At 68.3% G+C, this 19194-nt stretch carries 19 protein-coding genes and 1 riboswitch; of the genes, 9 read left to right on the forward strand and 10 right to left on the reverse strand.

Annotation, left to right across the window (positions count from 1 at the left end):
- Positions 1 to 144 precede the first annotated feature (144 nt).
- The 3 genes from CKW06_RS02655 to CKW06_RS02665 are packed head-to-tail and all read left to right on the forward strand — an operon-like array spanning position 145 to position 2587.
- Entirely contained in the window at positions 145 to 1209 is a 1065-nt protein-coding gene (locus CKW06_RS02655) for a class I SAM-dependent methyltransferase (RefSeq protein ID WP_024957099.1), read from the forward strand.
- A complete protein-coding gene (locus CKW06_RS02660; protein ID WP_005407927.1) occupies positions 1206 to 1907 on the forward strand; it encodes a pseudouridine synthase in 702 nt (233 codons plus the stop codon). Before CKW06_RS02655 ends, CKW06_RS02660 begins: the two co-directional genes overlap by 4 nt.
- Positions 1904 to 2587, forward strand: coding sequence for an HAD family hydrolase (locus CKW06_RS02665; RefSeq protein ID WP_012479030.1), 684 nt, complete (start codon positions 1904 to 1906; stop codon positions 2585 to 2587). The genes CKW06_RS02660 and CKW06_RS02665 overlap by 4 nt, the downstream gene beginning before the upstream one ends.
- A gap of 76 nt (positions 2588 to 2663) precedes the next feature.
- Here CKW06_RS02665 and fabB read toward each other — a convergent pair whose 3' ends face one another.
- A complete protein-coding gene (fabB, locus tag CKW06_RS02670; protein WP_024957098.1) occupies positions 2664 to 3872 on the reverse strand; it encodes a beta-ketoacyl-ACP synthase I in 1209 nt (402 codons plus the stop codon).
- Complete coding sequence (gene fabA, locus CKW06_RS02675) at positions 3872 to 4387, reverse strand: 3-hydroxyacyl-[acyl-carrier-protein] dehydratase FabA (RefSeq protein WP_005407930.1); 516 nt, start codon at positions 4385 to 4387, stop codon at positions 3872 to 3874. The genes fabB and fabA overlap by 1 nt, the downstream gene beginning before the upstream one ends.
- Before the next feature lie 190 nt (positions 4388 to 4577).
- On the opposite strand from fabA, the gene dinB reads away from it, so the two are divergent.
- Positions 4578 to 5672: a DNA polymerase IV gene (gene dinB / locus CKW06_RS02680; protein ID WP_024957097.1), complete on the forward strand. Its 1095-nt coding sequence runs from the start codon at positions 4578 to 4580 to the stop codon at positions 5670 to 5672.
- A gap of 298 nt (positions 5673 to 5970) precedes the next feature.
- Here dinB and CKW06_RS02685 read toward each other — a convergent pair whose 3' ends face one another.
- The gene (locus CKW06_RS02685) at positions 5971 to 6882 is read right to left on the reverse strand and encodes an MBL fold metallo-hydrolase (RefSeq protein WP_024957096.1); all 912 of its coding nucleotides are present in this window, start codon (positions 6880 to 6882) and stop codon (positions 5971 to 5973) included.
- Positions 6883 to 7020: 138 nt separating this feature from the next.
- Positions 7021 to 7659: an NAD(P)-dependent oxidoreductase gene (locus CKW06_RS02690; protein WP_024957095.1), complete on the reverse strand. Its 639-nt coding sequence runs from the start codon at positions 7657 to 7659 to the stop codon at positions 7021 to 7023.
- A 108-nt stretch (positions 7660 to 7767) separates the two neighbouring features.
- Between CKW06_RS02690 and CKW06_RS02695 the strand changes: the two genes are divergently transcribed.
- From CKW06_RS02695 to gph, 3 genes are all read left to right on the forward strand, one after another.
- A complete protein-coding gene (locus CKW06_RS02695) occupies positions 7768 to 8697 on the forward strand; it encodes a LysR family transcriptional regulator (protein WP_024957094.1) in 930 nt (309 codons plus the stop codon).
- Entirely contained in the window at positions 8694 to 9485 is a 792-nt protein-coding gene (locus CKW06_RS02700) for a class I SAM-dependent methyltransferase (protein ID WP_024957093.1), read from the forward strand. Before CKW06_RS02695 ends, CKW06_RS02700 begins: the two co-directional genes overlap by 4 nt.
- Before the next feature lie 65 nt (positions 9486 to 9550).
- Entirely contained in the window at positions 9551 to 10207 is a 657-nt protein-coding gene (gene gph / locus CKW06_RS02705; protein ID WP_024957092.1) for a phosphoglycolate phosphatase, read from the forward strand.
- A gap of 100 nt (positions 10208 to 10307) precedes the next feature.
- On the opposite strand, the gene btuB is transcribed toward gph, so the two are convergent.
- On the reverse strand, positions 10308 to 12149 hold the full coding sequence (gene btuB / locus CKW06_RS02710) for a TonB-dependent vitamin B12 receptor (RefSeq protein WP_024957091.1): 1842 nt from the start codon (positions 12147 to 12149) through the stop codon (positions 10308 to 10310).
- Positions 12150 to 12264: 115 nt separating this feature from the next.
- A riboswitch (cobalamin riboswitch) is annotated at positions 12265 to 12487 on the reverse strand.
- A 143-nt stretch (positions 12488 to 12630) separates the two neighbouring features.
- Between btuB and CKW06_RS02715 the strand changes: the two genes are divergently transcribed.
- On the forward strand, positions 12631 to 13209 hold the full coding sequence (locus CKW06_RS02715; protein ID WP_005407938.1) for a histidine phosphatase family protein: 579 nt from the start codon (positions 12631 to 12633) through the stop codon (positions 13207 to 13209).
- A 91-nt stretch (positions 13210 to 13300) separates the two neighbouring features.
- Here CKW06_RS02715 and CKW06_RS02720 read toward each other — a convergent pair whose 3' ends face one another.
- Both CKW06_RS02720 and CKW06_RS02725 read right to left on the reverse strand, forming a co-directional pair.
- Positions 13301 to 13663 (reverse strand): TfoX/Sxy family protein, encoded by a 363-nt coding sequence (locus CKW06_RS02720; protein ID WP_005407939.1) that lies wholly within the window; start codon positions 13661 to 13663, stop codon positions 13301 to 13303.
- Positions 13660 to 14142 carry a GAF domain-containing protein gene (locus tag CKW06_RS02725; protein ID WP_005407940.1) on the reverse strand — a complete coding sequence of 161 codons (483 nt, stop codon included), beginning with the start codon at positions 14140 to 14142 and terminating at the stop codon, positions 13660 to 13662. The genes CKW06_RS02720 and CKW06_RS02725 overlap by 4 nt, the downstream gene beginning before the upstream one ends.
- A 68-nt stretch (positions 14143 to 14210) precedes the next feature.
- Here CKW06_RS02725 and bioD point away from each other — a divergent pair, with 68 nt between their 5' ends.
- Entirely contained in the window at positions 14211 to 14894 is a 684-nt protein-coding gene (gene bioD / locus CKW06_RS02730; RefSeq protein WP_024957090.1) for a dethiobiotin synthase, read from the forward strand.
- Between the two features lie 75 nt (positions 14895 to 14969).
- On the opposite strand, the gene CKW06_RS02735 is transcribed toward bioD, so the two are convergent.
- The 3 genes from CKW06_RS02735 to CKW06_RS02745 form a co-directional block, all read right to left on the reverse strand.
- Positions 14970 to 16418: an aminotransferase-like domain-containing protein gene (locus tag CKW06_RS02735; protein WP_024957089.1), complete on the reverse strand. Its 1449-nt coding sequence runs from the start codon at positions 16416 to 16418 to the stop codon at positions 14970 to 14972.
- Positions 16419 to 16674: 256 nt separating this feature from the next.
- On the reverse strand, positions 16675 to 17412 hold the full coding sequence (gene msrA, locus CKW06_RS02740) for a peptide-methionine (S)-S-oxide reductase MsrA (RefSeq protein WP_024957088.1): 738 nt from the start codon (positions 17410 to 17412) through the stop codon (positions 16675 to 16677).
- 14 nt (positions 17413 to 17426) lie between these two features.
- Positions 17427 to 19193: a cytochrome c biogenesis protein DipZ gene (locus CKW06_RS02745; protein WP_024957087.1), complete on the reverse strand. Its 1767-nt coding sequence runs from the start codon at positions 19191 to 19193 to the stop codon at positions 17427 to 17429.
- Between the last annotated feature and the right edge of the window lies 1 nt (position 19194).

Consider the following 19194-nt stretch of genomic DNA (forward strand, 5'->3'; position numbering starts at 1 on the left):
GGGTTTCCGGGGGAGCCTCTACCCTGAACGTTCCAATGTTGCTGGCAGATCAAGGCCCCGTTCGGGTTTCGCAAAGCGGCTGCCGGGGCCGACCCGGTCAAGCCGGTACAATGGACGGCCCTCACGCTTGAAGTACCCGCGCCGATGGCCTCCAGCGACGACGCCCCCCTGCAGACCCTGTTCCTGCCGTTCTCCCAAGGCGCCCTGCGCTGGCCGGAAGGCCCCGTGGCTTTCCTGCGGGCCCGCGACGGCTGGCCGCTGCGCGAAGTGGCCGGCAACCGCGAGGTGCATTGCGAGCAGAGCTTCGCCCCGTTCGCGCAGCCGCTGCAGCAGGCCGCCGGCTGGACCGTCAGCGGCCAGCTGGATGATGTGGCCGGCAAGGGCCGCTACCCGCTGGTGCTGGTGCTGCCGCCGCGCCAGCGTGAAGAAGCCCGCGCGCTGTTCGCCCGCGCGCTGGCGCTGGTCGCCGACGGTGGCCGCATCGTTGCCTGCCAGTCCAACAACGAAGGCGCACGCTCGGGCGAGGGTGACCTCAAGCAGCTGACCGGCCTCGGCGGCAGCCTGACCAAGAATCACTGCCGCGTGTACTGGACCGCGCCGATGCAGGGCCAGCACGACGCCGACCTGGCCAAGCGCTGGTTGGCACTGGATGCGGTGCGGCCAATCGTCGGCGGCCGTTTCCTCAGCCGCCCGGGCGTGTTCGCCTGGGATCGCATCGACCCGGCGTCGGCGCTGTTGGCCGAACACCTGCCGGCCGACCTGGCCGGGCGTGCCGCCGACCTCGGCGCGGGCTACGGCTACCTGTCGCGCGAGCTGCTGGAACGCTGCCCGAAGATCACCGCGCTGGACCTGTACGAAGCCGAGCAGCGTGCGCTGGCACTGGCCGAACTCAATCTGGCGCCGCCGCCGCGCCCGCTGCCGCTGCGCTTCCGGTGGCAGGACGTCACCGCGGGTATCGAACCGGGCTACGACGTCATCATCAGCAACCCGCCGTTCCACACGCCGTCGCGCGCCGATCGCCCGGACATCGGCCAGCGCTTCATCGCCGTGGCCGCGCAGGCGTTGCGCCCGGGCGGACGCCTGTACGTAGTGGCCAACCGCCACCTGCCGTACGAGTACACGCTCAACGAGAGCTTTGGCGCGGTGCGCGTGATCGCCGAGCGTGATGGCTTCAAGCTGGTGGAAGCGGTGAAGGGGAAGGGCAAGTGAAGCTGGTCAAGCTCATCGCCAACCTGGGCTATGGCAGCCGCAAGCAGGTGCAGTGGATGTTCCGCGAAGGCCGCGTCACCGACGCCGACGGCGAGGTGCTGTATGCCGACGACCAGGTGCCGCACGAGGCGATCCGTGTCGACGGCGAGCCGCTGGACCCGCCGGTGGGCCTGTCGATCGCGCTGCACAAGCCGGCCGGCTACACCTGCTCGACCAAGGACACCGGCCGCCTGATCTACGATCTGCTGCCGCCGCGCTTCCGCGATCGCGATCCGGTGCTGTCCACGGTGGGCCGCCTCGACCGCGAGACCAGTGGCCTGCTGCTGCTGACCGACGATGGCGGCCTGCTGCACCGGATCATCTCGCCGAAGTCGAAGCTGCCGAAAGTCTATGAGGTCGAGTTGAGCGACGACCTGCGCGGCGACGAGGTAGCGCTGTTCGCCAGCGGGACGCTGATGCTGGAGTCCGAGAAGACGCCCCTGCTGCCGGCTGAACTGGAAGTGCTGGATGCGCGCCGCGCGCGCCTGGTGCTGCACGAAGGCCGCTACCATCAGGTACGCCGCATGTTCGCCGCCACCGGCAACCACGTGCAGGCCCTGCACCGCAGCCGCGTCGGCGGGCTGGATCTGCAGGGGCTGGACGAAGGGCAATGGCGGCAGCTCACCTCCACCGACCTGGATACGCTGTTCGCTCCATGACCACCATCGCTGCGCTGCCGTTCCTCCCCGACGCCGTCATCTTCGACATGGACGGCCTGATGATCGACAGCGAGCGGGTTTCGCTGGCCTGCTGGAGCCAGGCCGCCGACGAGTTCGGACTGGGCCTGGACGAGGCGGTGTTCCTGCGCATGGTCGGCCTCGGTGACCGTGACACGCACGCGCTGCTGCGTGCGCAGGGCATCGAGGACAGCGTGATCGAGGCGGTGGCCGCGCGCTGCCACGACCTGTATGAAGCACGCACGCAGACCGGCCTGCCGTTGCGGCCGGGCATCCTGGAGCTGCTGGAGTTGTTGAAGGCGCACGCGGTACCGCGTGCGGTGGCAACCACCACGCGGCAGCCGCGCGCCAACCGCAAGCTGGCCGCTGCCGGCCTGCTGCCGTATTTCGATGCGGTGATCACCAGTGGCGACGTCGCGCGGCCGAAGCCGGCGCCGGATATCTACCTGCTGGCCGCGCAGCGGCTGGGCCAGGCGCCGGAACGCTGCCTGGCGCTGGAAGACTCACCGGCCGGTACGCGTGCGGCGCTGGCGGCCGGCATGACCGTGATCCAGGTGCCTGACCTGGTCCATCCTGACGAAGAACTGCGCGCACTGGGCCACCGCATCGTTGGATCGCTGGTGGACGCGCACGCGCTCCTGCTGCCGTTGTTGCCGAGGTAACCGGTAGGTGCCGACCGTTGGTCGGCACTCTTTACTGCCCTGGTGGGTGCCGACCGTTGGTCGGCACACCTGCCCCTCACACTCGCCCGAACACCAGCGCGGCGTTGGTGCCACCGAAGCCGAAGCTGTTGGACATCACCGTATCCAGCTTCTGCTCGCGGCTTTCGCGCAGGATCGGGAAGCTCTCCACCTTCGGGTCCAGCTCGCCGATGTTGGCCGAACCGGCAACGAAGCCATCGCGCATCATCAGCAGGCAGTAGATCGCCTCGTGCACGCTGGCCGCACCGAGCGAATGGCCGGACAGCGCCTTGGTCGAGGACAGCGGCGGCACCGCATCGCCGAATACTTCGCGGATCGCATTGAGCTCGGTGACGTCGCCCAGCGGCGTGGAGGTGCCGTGGGTGTTGAGGTAGTCCAGCGGGCGATCGACGCCCTGCAGCGCCATCTTCATGCAGCGCACCGCGCCTTCGCCGGACGGAGCGACCATGTCGGCGCCGTCGGAGGTCACGCCATAGCCGATCAGTTCGGCGTGGATGTGCGCGCCGCGCGCAACGGCGTGGTCGTAGTCTTCCAGCACCAGCATGCCGCCACCACCGGCGATGACGAAGCCGTCGCGGTCCTTGTCGTACGGACGCGAGGCGCTGGCCGGGGTTTCGTTGAAGCTGGTCGACAGCGCGCCCATCGCATCGAACATCACGCTCATCGACCAGTGCAGGTCTTCACCGCCACCGGCGAACATGATGTCCTGCGCGCCATGGCGGATCATGTCCGCGGCCGCGCCGATGCAGTGCGCCGAGGTCGCGCAGGCGGCCGACAGCGAATAGCTGACGCCCTTGATCTGGTAGGCCGTGGCCAGGCAGGCCGAGACCGTCGAGCACATCGTGCGCGGCACCATGTACGGGCCGACCTTGCGCACACCACGTTCGCGCAGCAGGTCGACCGCGCCGATCTGCCATTCGCTGGAGCCGCCACCGGAACCGGCGATCAGGCCGGTGCGCAGGCTGCTGACCTGCTCGGCGCTGAGCCCGGCATCGGCGATGGCATCGCGCATGGCCAGATAGGCGAAGGCTGCCGCATCGCTCATGAAGCGCTTCTGCTTGCGGTCGATCAGTGCCTCCAGATCGAGGTGGACACGACCGCCGACCTGGCTGCGCAGGCCCGCTTCGGCGTGGTCGGCCAGGGCAGTGATGCCCGAGCGCCCTTCGCGCAGCGCGGCCGAAACGGTATCCAGATCATTGCCGAGGCAGGACGTGATGCCCATGCCGGTGATGACGACGCGACGCATCAGAAGCTCCCGGTTTCGGTGAACAGGCCGACGCGCAGGTCGCGCGCGCTGTAGATTTCGCGGTCATCCACGTACATGCGGGCGTCCGACTGGGCCATCACCAGCTTGCGGTTGATGACGCGGCTGATGTCGATCTCGTAACGCACGAGCTTGGCTTCCGGCAGCACCTGGCCGGTGAACTTCACTTCGCCACAGCCCAGCGCGCGGCCCTTGCCGGGGGCGCCCAGCCAGGTCAGGAAGAAGCCGGTCAGCTGCCACATGGCGTCCAGGCCCAGGCAGCCGGGCATCACCGGGTCGCCGATGAAATGGCAGCCGAAGAACCACAGGTCCGGGCGGATATCCAGTTCGGCGCGTACCATGCCTTTGCCATGCGGTCCGCCGTCCTCGCGGATGTCGGTGATGCGGTCGAACATCAGCATCGGGTCGTTGGGCAGACGGCCGGCAGCGGTGCCGAACAGTTCACCGCGTGCGCTGGCCAGCAGCTGTTCGCGGTTGAACGCGTGGAGACGGGTCATGAAGCACAATCCTGGAAGCGAAGAACAGGGAAACAAGCGCCCGAGAATGCCCGTGGAAACTGCGCCGATCAAACATTTCAACCGTACGCAACCGTAGTGTTTTCAAGGGAATACGCGCATCCTGTTGATGTGCAACGACCATACTTCGGCGTGTGGCCCACCCGGCCCGGCCCCGCCTTTCCCACCTGACATGACCCGACTGCGCAAGATCATCCACGTTGACATGGACGCGTTCTACGCGTCGGTGGAGCAGCGCGACGATCCGTCACTGCGTGGCAAGCCGGTCGTCGTGGCATGGCGTGGCGCCCGCTCGGTGGCGTGTGCGGCGTCCTACGAGGCGCGCGTGTTCGGCGTGCGTTCGGCGATGCCCGCCGTGCGTGCCGAGCGCCTGTGCCCGGACGCGATCTTCGTGCCGCCGGACTTCGCGCGTTACAAGGCGGTGTCACAGCAGGTACGCGCGATCTTCCTGCGCCATACCGACCTGGTCGAGCCGCTGTCGCTGGACGAGGCCTACCTGGACGTGACCGAGCCGAAGAGTGGCATCGAACTGGCCACCGACATCGCCCGCACCATCCGCGCGCAGATCCGCGAGGAAACGAACCTGACTGCTTCAGCCGGGATCGCGCCGAACAAGTTCCTGGCCAAGATCGCCTCGGACTGGCGCAAGCCCGACGGCCAGTTCGTGATTCCGCCGCAGCGCGTGGATGCGTTCCTGGCGCCGCTGCCGGTGAACCGCGTGCCCGGCGTCGGCAAGGTCATGGAAGGCAAGCTGGCCGCGCGCGGCATCGTCACCTGCGGCGACCTGCGGCAGTGGGCCTTGATCGATCTGGAAGAGGCATTCGGCAGTTTCGGCCGCAGCCTGTACAACCGCGCACGTGGCATCGACGAGCGGCCGGTGGAACCGGACCAGCAGGTGCAGTCGATCTCCTCGGAGGACACCTTCGCCGAAGACCTGCTACTGGAAGACCTGACCGAGGCGATCGTGCAGCTGGCAGGGAAGACCTGGAACGCCACGCGCAAGACCGAGCGCATCGGCCACACCGTGGTGCTGAAACTGAAGACCGCGCAGTTCCGCATCCTCACCCGCAGCTTCACCCCGGAGCGCCCGCCGGAATCGATGGAAGAGCTGCGTGACATCGCCCTATCGCTGCGCGCGAGGGTCGATCTGCCGGCCGAGACGCGCTACCGCCTGGTCGGCGTCGGGCTGGGTGGCTTCCGCGAAAAGGAGCCGGTGGTGCAGGGGGAACTGTTCGAGCACGACATGATCAATCCCACAGAAACCTAATCATCAAACAGGGGGGTCAGAGCCCGTTGCGCAGCAACGGGATCCGACCCCGTGCCGACCAACGGTCGGCACCCACCAACAGCAGCAGGTTCCATCAGCAGCAGGAAACTGTCGAAGGCGGGGTGGGTCCGATGGCAGGGGTGTGAGCGGCATGGATGCCGCGACCAAGCCCCCATGGACGGGTTCACGGCGTCCCCTGCCATCGGACCCACCCCGCCAACCCACAGATATCCAGCTGTTGCCGTTGCCGTTGCATTGAGCAGGTGCAGGGCGCAGCCCTGCAAAACAACCCTTTACCTTAAGGCCACTGCATCTCGACCTTGGCCACCTTCGCACTCAGTTCCAGCGACGCCACGCCCGCCAGCTTCGGATAGCGCGCCTGCATCGCCTTCACCAGCGCCGCACTGTCCTTGGCCTTTGCCGTCTCGGCATCGAACGCGCGGATGTAGTCCGCCGTGAACACCAGCGCACTGGCATCCAGTGCGGCACCCGGCGCGTAATGCCCCGGCACCACCACCTTCGGCTTCAGCGCCTGCAACCGCTGCAGGGTCTGCAGCCAGTCGGCATGCGACTTCGGCGTCTGCGTGTCGGCCATCCACACGTGTTCACCGGCCACCACCGGAATGCCGCCGACGATCGCGCGCAGCGACGGCACCCACAGCACCGTGCGGTCCGGGGTCGGGCCATCCAGGCCGATCAGCGGCAGGCGCTGGCCTTCCAGCTGCAGGGCATCGCCATCCAGCACCTGCGGCACCACGATGCGCGACGGCACGTCGGCACCCATCTTCGGCCCCCAGTAGGCCAGCTTGCCGGCCTGGGTCTGCTGGATGTGGGCAACGGTCTGCGCAGTGGCGACGATGCGTGCCTGCGGGAACGCGTCCTGCAGGGTAGCCAGGCCGAAGTAGTAGTCCGGATCACCGTGGCTGATGTAGATCGTTGTCAGCTGCTTGCCGCTGGCGCGGATCAGCTCGACCAGCTTGCGCGCATCGCTGGCGCCGAACTGCGCATTGACCAGGATCGCATCGCGGCGGCCTTCGATCAGCACCGAGGACACCGAGAACATCGCCTGCGGACCGGGATGGAAGGTCTGCAGGTGCAGCTGGGATTTTGTCGCTGCCGCGGGCGCCGCGGTGGCCGGTGCGGCCAGCAGCGGCGCACTGGTGAAGCTGGCGGCCAGGGCGAGGGGAAGCAGCAGGGCAGCGGTGCGCATGGGAAATTCCTTGTGTCGAATGGGGAGCCGAACGTGGGCTATGCCGGGCGTCCTTGCCCGGGCCCCTGCGGGCCGTCGCAAGTGACGTTGGCAACGGCTCCTGCCGTTGCCTTCGGCTCTACAGGGCACGCGCGTCGATCAGTACGCCGCGGTGATGATCTGCTTCGGGTACTGGTGCGCTTCCAGCTCGGCGACGAACGCGGCGCCGTAGTCGGCGTAGCTGATGCGGCTGTGGCCGCTGGCATCAGCGAGGAAGGCCTTGGGCTGCACGCGGTACTGGCCGCGCTCTTCGCCCGGGCCGATTTCGGCGGCCGGCGAGAAGAAGGTCCAGTCCAGGTCGTCCACCGCCTGCAGGCGATTGAAGGCTTCACGATGGGCCAGCGCGTAGGGCTTGTAGGCCTCCGGGAAGTTGGGGGTATCGACCAGCTGCACGCCCGGCGCGACTTCCAGGCTGCCGGCGCCACCGACCACCACCAGGCGCGGTACACCGGCCTTGCGCGCGGCGGCGGCCAGCTGCACGGCCACTTCGCCGACGCGGCCGATGTCATCGCCCGGACGCGGGCCATAGGCGCTGGCCAGCACGTCGTGGCCGGCGATGGCGGCGACCAGGGCATCCTGGTCATCCAGCGAGGCGATCACCGGATGGGCACCGGCCAGTTCGGCCGGAAGATCCTGCGCGCTGCGCACGATGACGGTGAGTTCGTGGCCGTTGGCCAGCGCGTGGCGGGCGATCTGGCGGCCGATGTTGCCGGTGGAACCAACGAGGGCGATCTTCATGGCAGGACTCCGTGGGGCGGTGTGGGGTGGGAATGGGGCCACTCTAGGCCGCTGCAGTCGCTCGAAAAACAGCGTATAACGCGCTTGTTTGTTGCATGGATCGAGCATATGGACCGATTGACCGCCATGACCGTATTCGTCGAGGTGGCCGAGCGCGGCAGCCTCACCGCCGCCGCCGAGGTGCTGGACATGTCGCGGGCGATGGTCAGCCGCTACCTGGCCGAGGTCGAGGCTTGGCTGGGCGCGCGCCTGCTGCACCGGACCACGCGCCGGGTCAGCCTGACCGGCCCCGGCGAGGCGGCGCTGGCGCGCTTCCGGCAGATGCTGGCCATCGGCGAGGAACTGCAGGGCGAGCTGGTCAGCGACGATCCCGAACCGCATGGCACGCTGCGGGTGACCGCCAGCGTGTCGTTCGGGCAGAGCCATCTGGCGCGAGCGGTGGCCGGTTTCGTCGCACGCCATCCGGCGGCGCGCATCGAACTGCTGCTGGTCGACCGCATGGTGAACCTGGTGGAAGAGCGGGTGGACCTTGCGGTGCGCATCGCCCGCCAGATCGATCCCAGCCTGATCGCACGACGGCTGGCCACCTGCCGCTCGGTGCTGTGCGCGACGCCGTCGTACCTGCAGGCGCGCGGTACGCCTACCGCCCCGGAACACCTGGCCGGGCACAACTGCCTGACCCATCACTACGTGGGCAAGAGCCTGTGGCAGCTGCACCGCGATGGCCGTTCGCTGTCGGTGGCGGTGGGCGGCAACATCAGCGCCAACGAAGCGTCGCTGTTGCTGGAGGCGGTGCGTGCGGGCGCCGGCATCGCGATGCTGCCGACCTACCAGGTGGCGCCACTGCTGCGCAGTGGCGAGCTGATCGAGTTGTTGCCCGAGTTCAGTCTGGACGAACTCGGCATTCATGCCGTGTACGCATCACGGCGCCAGCAGCCCGCTATCATGCGGCGATTCCTGGACTTCCTGGCCGAGTGTTTCGCCAGCCCGGCCTTCCAGGATCTGGATTGGCGCCCACCGGGCAAGGAGAACACATGAACCACGGACAGGCCTTGATCGACCACAACCGTGCTGCCTGGGACCGCCAGGCCAGTGAAGTGCGCGAATGGTCGCGCCCGGTGGAAAGTTCAACCGTTGCCGCCGCGCGCGAAGGACGTTGGCAGGTGCACCTGACGCCCCGCGCCCTGCCGCTGGACTGGCTGGGTGATGTGCGCGGCCGCCGGGTCCTGTGCCTGGCCTCGGGCGGTGGCCAGCAGGCACCGGTGCTGGCGGCGGCCGGGGCCGACGTCACTGTGTTCGATCTGTCCGATGGGCAGCTGGAACAGGACCGCAGCGTGGCGGCGCGCGACGGCCTGCGGCTGCGCACGGTGCAGGGCGATATGCGCGATCTGCACGCCTTCGCCAACGACAGCTTCGATGTGGTGTTCCACCCGATCTCCAACCTGTACGTGCCCGACGTCCGGCCGGTGTGGACCGAATGCCGCCGCGTGCTGGCGCGTGATGGCATGCTGATGGCCAGCTTCTACAACCCGGTGCTGTTCGTCGGTGCACGCGATCCGCAGCTGGATGCACAGGGCCTGATCCGGCCGCAGTACGCCATTCCCTATTCGGATCTGGAAGACCTGCCACCGGCCGAGCGCGAGGCGAAACTGGCGCGGGGCGATGCGCTGACCTTCGGCCACAGCCTGACCGAACTGATCGGTGGCCAGCTCGATGCCGGCTTCGTGATCGATCGCTTCATGGAAGACTGGCAGCCGCAGCCGCGCTTCCTGATCGACCGCTATCTGCCCACCTTCCTGGCTACCCGCGCGCGCCGGATCGGTTGAGGCGGATCGGTGCAAAAACCAGCGGCGTACAATGGACGGTCCCACGTCGCACAGGTGCCGTTCCCTTGTCGTATCCCTATCCGCTGGTCGTGTTCGACCTCGATGGCACGCTGGTGGACAGCGCTGCCGATATTGCCGAAGCACTGAACCGCACGCTGGAAGACATCGGCCTGGCGCGCGTGCCGGAAGCCACGGTTCTGGGCTGGATCGGTGACGGTGTGCGTCGTCTGGTCGAGCAGGCGGTGCAGGCCGCCGGCCGCGAGGTGGACCTGGCCGAGGTGATGCCGGTGTTCATGGTGCACTACCGTGAGTGCCTGCTGCGCAGCCCGCGACTGTTCGACGGCGTGGGCGAAGCGCTGGCGCAACTGCGTGCGCGCAACGTGCCGCTGGCGATCTGCACCAACAAGCCCGAAGCACTGGTGCCGCCGCTGCTGCAGCACCTGGGTATCGGTGATGCATTCGCGCTGGTACTGGGGGGGGATTCGCTGCCGCAGCGCAAGCCCAGTGGCGAGCCACTGCGGCACATCGCCGCGCACTTCGGCCTGCCGGTGGAGTCCTGCCTGATGGTGGGTGATTCGTTGACCGACTACCGCGCCGCCGAAGAGGCCGGCATGCCGATCGCGCTGGTGCGCTACGGCTATCCGCGCGGCTTGGACCTGGCCACCGCGCATGCGGTGGCGGTGATCGACGACCTGCGTGAACTGCCGGGGTTGCGGGGCTGAAGCAGAGGGGTAGTGCCGGCCGCTGGCCGGCAACCCGGAATGCGTTGCCGAAGGTCATGATGTTGCCGGCCAGTGGCCGGCACTACCATGAACGTTGCGCTCACTTCGGCTGGTAACGCACGCTCAACTGGTACTCGCGGCCGGGCTGGTTGAACCATGCCACCGTTTCGTAGCGACGGTCGAAGACGTTGGCAGCGCGTGCCAGCAGCGACCACGATGGCGTCAGTGCGTACTCAGCGCGCAGGTCCAGCGTGCCGTAGCCTCCCACCTTCACCGCGTTGGCGGCATCGTCGTAGCGCTTGCCGGCACCCTGCACGGTCAGGCCTGCGCGGAAATCGCCGAAGCGACGGTCGATGTCCAGGCGCGCGGTCTGCTGCGCGCGGCGTGGCAGCCAGTTGTCGAACTGGGTGCTGCCGCCGGTGCGGTTGCGCGGGTCGGTGTAGCTCAGCTGCGCGTTGATGTCGAAGCCGGCCAGCAGCACGCCACCGGTCAGCTCGGCACCGCGGATGCGGGCCTTCTCCACCTGCTGCATCTTGAAGGTTGCCGCATCGTAGGTGATCAGGTCATCGATGCGGGTTTCATACACGTCCAGGCCCCAGTGCCAGCCCTGGCCCTGCTGCGAAACGCCGAGGTTGGCGCTCTTGGACTTCTCCGGCTTCAACGTCGGCACGCCGCTCCATGGGTCGTACAGATCGCTGAAGGTCGGTGCCTTGAACGCCGTGCCATAGCTGGCGTTGAGGCGCAGGCCGTGGCCCAGCTCCATCGCCCAGCCAACGCTGCCGGTGGCGTGGTTGCCGAACTGCTGGTTGTCGTCGTTGCGTGCGCTGGCCTGCAGCTGGTGGCGGCCGAAGCGGCCCTGGTACTGCACGAATACGCCGGTGTTGCGGCGGCTGTCGACCAGGTAACCCGCGCTGCTGCCATCCAGGTTGTCTTCGCTCCAGTCCACGCCTGCGCTCAGCAGCTGGCCCTCGGCCACGCCGAAATCGCCCTGCAGGGAGGCGCTGTCGCGGTGGGTCTGTGCGCTGCCACGTGCACCGAAGTCGCCGAAGTTGTCCGACTCGTTGTCACTGCGGCCGACGTTGGCGGTGAATGCCAGGCGCTCGGACGGGGTGTAGCGCACCTTGCCGGCCAGCACCTGCTGGCGGGTTTCCGAATAGTTGTAGTAGCCGTCGTAGTGGTTCCTGCCGTCGGCGCGCAATGCGCTGCCTTCCACGTTCCACTGGTCGTTGAAGGTGTAGCCACCGCGCAGGCTCTTGGACAGGTTGCGGTAGCCGTCGCGATCGGGCTCGTCGGCGAAACAGCCGGTGAACAGCGTGGCCGAGCCGCGGCAGGCATCGATGCCATCGGAATGCTGGTAGGCGATATCCGCACCGAACCAGCCGCGTTCGGTACCGCCGCCAATGCCACCGCTGGCTTCACGCAGGCCGTTGCTGCCACCGCCAAGCTGGAAGTGCGGGGCGAAATCGCCCTGGTTGCGGCGGGTGAAGATCTGGATCACGCCACCGATGGCGTCGGCGCCGTACAGGCTCGACTGCGGGCCGCGCACGATTTCCACGCGCTCGATCTGCGCCAGCGGCAGGTCCTGGTACATGGCCAGGCCGAGGTCGGCGCTGTTGATGCGCACGCCGTCCACCAGCACTACGGTGTGGCCGGAATTGGTACCGCGCAGGAACAGCGAGCTCTGCTTGCCGAGGCCGCCGGCATTGGCCAGGTTGATGCCGGCGCGACCGCGCAGCAGTTCCTGCAGCGAAGTGGCCTGGCTGGATTCGATCTGGGCGCGGTCGATCACCTGCGCCGGCGCGATGCTGTCCTGCAGGGCGATCGGGGTGCGGGTGGCAGTGACCAGGATCTGGTCGAGCGCGGTGGTGTCATTGGCGGCCTGGGCCAGCGCGGGCAGGGCGGCCAGCACGGCCAGGGACAGCATTCGGGACTGCAGCTTCATGGGGGACTCCGGGTGCCACGCACGCCCGCGTGGCGAAGGGGAGGAGCCGCGAAGGCAGGCGTGCGCCGATGCCGCAGCGCACGCCACGGTCATCCAGCGCCATGCCCACCGCATCGCGACCTGAGGCTTCCGGGCCGGTCTCCGGGCTTGCCGCCGGGTGGCGCGAGGCCACCGTCCAGGCGCCTTCCCATGCCTGCGGCACAGTGGCGGTGTTGCCTGGAACTGACGTGCTTACCGTTGCGGGGGCAGCGCCGGCCTGGCGTGGAATCACGCGTCACCGGCTTCCCGTTTCAACCTGCCGGCCATGGCCGCAGGTCACCTGGAAGTGCGCGCAGTCTACGGCATCGCAGGCCGTCCCGTTGCGTCGCGCCTGCGCGACTGCCTTTGCTGTGCCTTTAGAATGGTTGCTCGATCCCGTGGTGCCGTTGCCGATGTCCGCCCGTTTTCCGCTGTACCTGCGTCGCCCGTCCGGGACGCGCGCATGATCCTCGACCTGGTCCGCCATGCCGGCAATGGCCGTGATGAGTTCCTTGATGGCCGCAGCGACCCACCGCAGCTGGCCGGCCTGCCACAGGAGCTGGTCGAGGCCTACGCCGGGCAACGCTGGGAGCGGGTGATCAGTTCACCGCGGTTGCGCGCGCTGCATACGGCGATGGCCCTGGCCACGCCGCGTGGGCTGGACGTGGAAGCGGACGAGGAATGGGAAGAACTGGACTTCGGCGATTGGGACGGGCGGTCGCTGTTCGACCTGCCGGAGGATGCACTGGCGGCCTTCCATGCCGACCCGCACGCGTTCCCGCCGCCCAATGGCGAGAGCTGGGGCCACTTCGAGCGGCGCATCGCGCGCGCGCTGGATCGCCTGCTCGATGATGACGATCCGGTGCCGACGCTGGTGGTCAGCCATGGCGGCCCGTTGCGCATGGTGCTGTCGCAGGTCTGCGGCCTGCCGATGTCGCTGTGCTGGGCGCTGCGCATCGACCACGGCACGCGCCTGCGGGTGTGGCTGGAGCGCGGCGAGATCGGGCTGGTGGGTGAGTTGCTGGAGCTGCAGCAGCCCTGAGCGCACTCGCCGGGCATGGCCCGGCGCTACCGATCCCGCATCACACTGGTAGTGCCGGCCGCTGGCCGGCATCCCCAAGAACGCGGAGGCCTCAATCCTCGTCCGCGCCCTCGGCCACGCTGTCTTCAGCGTCATCGTCGGCATCGAAGCGCTGCTCATGCACCGGGCCCGATGCCGGGCCGGCTGCCTTCAGCGGATGCGCAGCGATGCGTGCTTCGTAATCCTGCACCAGTGCTTCACGCTGTGGCTCGCTCAGCTCCTGCCAATGGCAGTCCAGCAACGCGCCTTCCAGCGAGTACAGCAGGTTCAGGCTGGGCTTGAAGCCGGCGCGCTTGACCTTGACGAAGGCGCCGACGGCTCCGATCGCGACCAGGTCGTCGCGGCTGCGCAGGCCGACCTGGCGCAGCCACGCCGCACTTTTCGGGCCGATGTTGCGCAGCTTCGGTGCGCTCATCCCAGCGCCTCAACGAACACGCGGGCGATGGCTTCCAGGCCAGCCTGGTCGTCGGCATCGAAGCGGCCGACCTTCGGGCTGTCGATGTCGAACACGCCGATCAGTTCATCGCCGCGCAGCAGCGGCACTACCAGTTCCGAGCGCGAGGCCGAATCGCAGGCGATGTGGCCGGGGAAGGCGTCGACGTCCTCTACGCGCTGGGTCACGCGCTGGCTGGCGGCGGCACCGCACACGCCCTTGTCCAGCGGGATGCGCACGCAGGCCGGCAGGCCCTGGAACGGGCCGACCACCAGTTCCTTGCCGTCGTACAGGTAGAAGCCCACCCAGTTCAGGTCGGGCAGGGCGTGGTAGACCAGGGCCGAGAGGTTGGCCGCGTTGGCGATGCGGTCGGACTCGGCGTAGACCAGGCCACGGGCCTGTTCCAGCAGCTGGGCGTATTGTTCCGGCTTGCTGCCGGTGAGCGAGGCATTGGCGAACATGCCAGCAGTCTAGCAAGCGTGCCGGGCCAGCGATAATGCACACACTGTTGCCCTGTTGGAGCCCGTCGATGCCGTTGCCCGCCACGCTGCCGCCCGCCCTGTTCGTCACCGGCACCGATACCGAGATCGGCAAGACCGCGGCCAGCACCGCGCTGCTGCACACGCTTCGCCGGCGCGGCCTGCGTGCGGTGGGCATGAAGCCGGTGGCCAGCGGCAGCGAAGACCTGGGCCAGGGCCTGCGCAACGAGGATGCATTGGCGCTGCAGGCGGCCAGTTGCCCGGTACCGGACTATGCCGATCTGAACCCGTATGCGCTGCGCCTGCCACTGGCGCCGGAGCTGGCCGCTGCCGAGGATGGCGTGCAGGTGGAGCTGGCGCCGATCGTGGCAGCGTTCGAGCGGCTGCGCGCGCAGGCCGATGTCGTGGTGGTGGAGGGGGTTGGCGGTTGGCTGGCACCAGTCTCGGCCACGCTCGACCAGCTCGACCTGGTGCGCACATTGCGGTTGCCGGTGTTGCTGGTGGTGGGCATGCGGCTGGGCTGTGTCAACCACGCGCGTCTGACCGCGCAGTCGTTGCAGGCCAGCGGCGTGGAGTGCCTGGGCTGGATCGGCAACCACATCGACCCGGCGATGCAGCGCCAGGATGAGAACATCGCAACGCTGCAGCAGCGCCTGCCGATGCCGTGCTGGGGGCGGCTGCCACATCTGCCGGGAGCGGATGGCCAGATCCTGAGCACGCATCTGCTCGATTGACCTGGGGTAGTGCCGGCCGCTGGCCGGCAACCTCGATGTATCCACCTGCGTGCAGTTGCCGGCCAGCGGCCGGCACTACCGTGCTGCGGCCGCCAGCTCCCGCGCGATCGCACCCAACCGCTCCACCGCGCCGATGAAGCGTGCATCCAGCGTCTGGCAGCACGACAGCCGCAGGCAATGGCGATACCGCGCGCCGCGTGAATACACCTGGCCGGGCATGAACACGATGTCCTCCTGCAGTGCACGCTCGAACAGCTCGCGCGTGTCCACGCCGGGCAGTTCCAGCCACAGCAGGAAGCCACCCTGCGGTTCGGTGGCGCGGGTGCCGGCCGGGAAGTGTTCGGCCACCAGCTGGCGCAGCCGTCCGACCTGTTCGCGGTACAGCCGGCGCATGCGATGCAGGTGGTGCTCGTAGCTGCCCGCTTCCAGATAGGCCGCCACCGCGTCGCCCAGCAGCTGCGGCTCGCCGCCGGTGGACTGGAATTTCAGCAGCGCGATGCGCTCGGCGAAGCGGCCGCCATCGAGCCAGCCGATGCGGTAATCCGGCGCCAGCGTCTTGGAAAAGCCGCCGACCACCATCACCCAGCCATCGCGATCGAAGGCTTTCAGCAACGGCGCCGGCGGTTCGCAGAACTGCAGTTCGGCATACACCGCATCTTCGATCAGCGGCAGCTGGCGTGCGTTGACCAGTTCGGCCAGGCGTTGCTTGGCCGCGGTCGGCATGGTGCAGCCGAGCGGGTTATGCACGGTCGGCATCACCACCAGTGCGGCCAGCGGCGTGTGCTCCAGCAGCGCGTCCAGCGCATCCACATCCAGGCCGAGCTGCGGATGGGTGGGCAGTTCGATGGCCTGCAGGCCGAGGTTGGCCAGCAACGGGTAGAGGTTGAAGTAGGACGGCGCCTCGATGCCGACCGCATCACCGGGCTGGGTGACCGCGCGTAGCGCCAGCTGCAGCCCTTCCATCGCACCGTGGGTCAGCAGCAGGCGTTCGCTGTGGGTATGCAGGCCCATGCGCGGGCCGCGGCGCACGATCTGCGCCCGCAGCCGTGGCGAGCCGTTGGGGCGTGCATAGGTCTCCACGGTCTGCTGGCCATGGCGCAGTACCTGCGCCGTGTGCTTGGCCAGCTGCGCGCCGGGGTAGAACTGGCGACCGCGCGGGCCGGCAAAGGCCAGGTCGATCACGCCGGGGCGGCGCTGTGCTTCCAGCACGCGGGCCATCAGTACCTGCTGCAGCGGCGCGGTGGGCGCAGACGGTGTGTCGCGCAGCGAACGTTCCGGCACCGACAGCCGCGGCGCGACCTCGAAGCCGGCCTTGGGCCGCGGAATGACCAGACCAGCGTCTTCCAGCTGGCGGTAGGCGGCGATCACCGTGTTCAGGCTGAGCCGGCGCTGCGACGCCATCTGCCGCAGCGAAGGCAGGCGGCTGCCTACCGGAAGCCGGCCGCCATGGATGGCCTCGGCCAGTTCGTCGGACAGCCGTTGGTAGCGGGGGGGGATCATTGCGCTCTGATCATCTGTATCCATCGAGTTTCCCGCCATCTGGTGCTGTACCCATGATGACGGCGAGCCTAGCATGTCGTTGTCGGCCGGGCCTGATCGGGGCACGGCCGGTACTTTCCAAGCGCACGGCTGGATGGCCGTGCGTCTTTTTTTGGTAGTGCCGGCCGCTGGCCGGCAATCCCCTTGGACCGCAGGAGCCGGCCAGCGGCCGGCACTACCCGGGGCGTTACCGCATTGGCAGGAGCGTCACCGAGCGCCAGCCGGCCCCATGGAAATGCCGTCAGCGCATCGGCACCAGCACCGCATCGCGCCGGTACAGCCCCGGGAACTGCCTGCCCAGCGCGGCCAGCTTTGGCGCGTCGTAGTAGCGGATGTAGGCGGCCTGCGGGTAGTTGGTCATGTAATTCTGGTGGTAGCTCTCGGCCGGGTAGAAGCGCTGGCCGCTGACCAGCTGGGTGACGATCGGCGCGCGGAAGCTGCCGGCCTGGCCGAGCTGGGCGATGTAGGCGCGGCTGGCCGCCTGCTGGCGGGCGTCGTCAGTGAAGATCGCCGACCGGTACTGGCTGCCGTGGTCGGGCCCCTGACGGTTGAGCTGGGTCGGGTCGTGCACCACCGAGAAGAACACCTGCATCAACTGCCCATAGCTGACCTGGCGTGGGTCGTAGTCGACCTTCACCGCTTCGGCATGACCGGTCTGACCGCTGCTGACCCGCTCATAGCGGGCATTGGCAGCGCTGCCACCGATGTAGCCGGACACCGCATTGCTCACGCCTTTGACATGCTGGAACACGCCCTGCACGCCCCAGAAGCAACCGCCGGCAAACACCACGCTGGCGTGGGTGGCGTCATCGCGGAACGCAGCGTCGCCCGTGGGTACAGGGAGTGCCTGGGTCTGCGCGCTGGCTTCGACCGGTGCCGCGATGGCGCCATGGTCAACGAGCAGCACGCCGGCGATGAGTGCCGTGGCCACCAGTCCGGCAACGCCAGCGGCAATGCCCTGTTCAAAGGAGAATTTCATCGTGTCCTCCCGGTTCAACCGAAGGTGAAGGCATAGGCCTGCACGCCCGCATCGAGGAATTCGATCTCGAAGCGGTGCGGGCTGACCGTGCCGCGTTGGCGCACCAGCTGGTAGAGGCGGTGCTCGTCGACCACGCCGCTGCCATCGGCGCCGACATCAGTGCCGGCATCGGTGGCGGGCAATGGCTTGCCATCCAGCAGGACGCGGAAGCGCACCGGCTTTCCTTCCTGGCCCGGTGCCAGCACCAGGTGCAGGTCGCGCGCATGGAACTGGAAGGCGATGCGGCCACCGGACTGCTGCAGCTGCGCAGCCTCGTCGGTAACGGTCCAGCGTCCGGACAGGCCCCACTGGTTCAACGCCAGGCTGGCCGGCAACGTGTAGTCGAACGCGGTGTCGCTGCGCTGCCCACCGGGCGAGGCGAACTGCTCGGCACGGGCGTGGCCCAGATAGGTTTCCGGCGAGCGCAGATTGCCTATGTCGGCCTGCGCAGCCACGCCCTTCAGATCGGCGGCGGCCGGATCGGCCGGCGGCGGCAGGTTCGTCTGGCCGGCCTCGGTCAGCAAGCGACGGATCACCTGTTCCGAGCGCGCATAGTTGCCCTCGCCGAACTGGTGGCCGCGGATGTTGCCCTGCGCATCGACGAAGTACTGCGCCGGCCAGTAGCGGTTGTTGAACGCGCGCCAGATCGTGTACTGGTTGTCCAGCGCCACCGGGTACTCGACCTTCAGCTGCTGCACCGCCTTCATCACATTGCGTGGGTCACGTTCGAAGGCGAACTCCGGCGTGTGCACGCCGACCACCACCAAGCCGTGGTCGCGGTAGCGGCGTTCCCATTCGTGCACGAACGGCATCGCGCGCAGGCAGTTGATGCAGGAGTACGTCCAGAAATCGACCAGTACCACCTTGCCGCGCAACTGCTGGGCCGTCAGCGGTGGGCTGTTGAGCCAGCCGGTGGCACCATCCAGCGCGGGCAGGGTGCCTTCCACTGGCAGCGGTGCACTGGCATTCGCATCGGGGCCCGCCATCATCATCGACGGTGCTGCCGGCTGCGCACCGGGAACGGCATCCAGCAGGCCCTGCTCGATGCGCGCGGTGCTGACCGTAGACAGGCGGGTCAGCAGGCCGGTATCCCAGCCCAGCCCGATCGCCACCACCGCCAGCAGTGCGGCCACGCCCAGTACCTTGCGCAGCACATCGCCGAGGCCGAGCCGCGCCTGCAACGCGCGGAACACGCGGCCACCTACCCATACCGCCAGCGCCAGTGCGGTAATCGCGCCCAGCGCGTAGGCCAGCAGCAGCGTGCTGGTGCCGGCGCTGGCCCCGTGCAGTGCGGCACCGGTCAGCACCAGACCGAGGATCGGACCGGCGCAGGGTGCCCACAGCAGGCCGGTGGCGATGCCGATCAGCAGCGAGGTCCACGCACCGCCACGCCCCGCTGCGTCGGCCGCATCGGCACGCGCGCTCAAGCGGGCACCCACGCGCTGGAACGGCGCCAGCAGATGGTCGGCCAGTCGTGGCCAGAGCAATGCCAGTGCGAACAGCGCCATCAGCAGCAGGGCGATCCAGCGTCCGACCTGGTTGGCCTGTGCCACCCATTGGCTGCCCACCGCAGCCAGGCTGGCGACCACGGTGAAGGTGAGTGCCATGCCCAGCAGCAGCGGCAGCGTGCTGCGCAGGAAGGGGCGGTCGGCACGGGCGAACACGAACGGCAGCACCGGCAGGATGCAGGGACTGAGCAGGGTCAGCGCGCCCCCCAGGTAGGCAAGCAGCAACAGCAGCATC

Origin of the sequence: Stenotrophomonas maltophilia (assembly GCF_900186865.1) — a bacterium.
Lineage (GTDB): Bacteria > Pseudomonadota > Gammaproteobacteria > Xanthomonadales > Xanthomonadaceae > Stenotrophomonas > Stenotrophomonas maltophilia.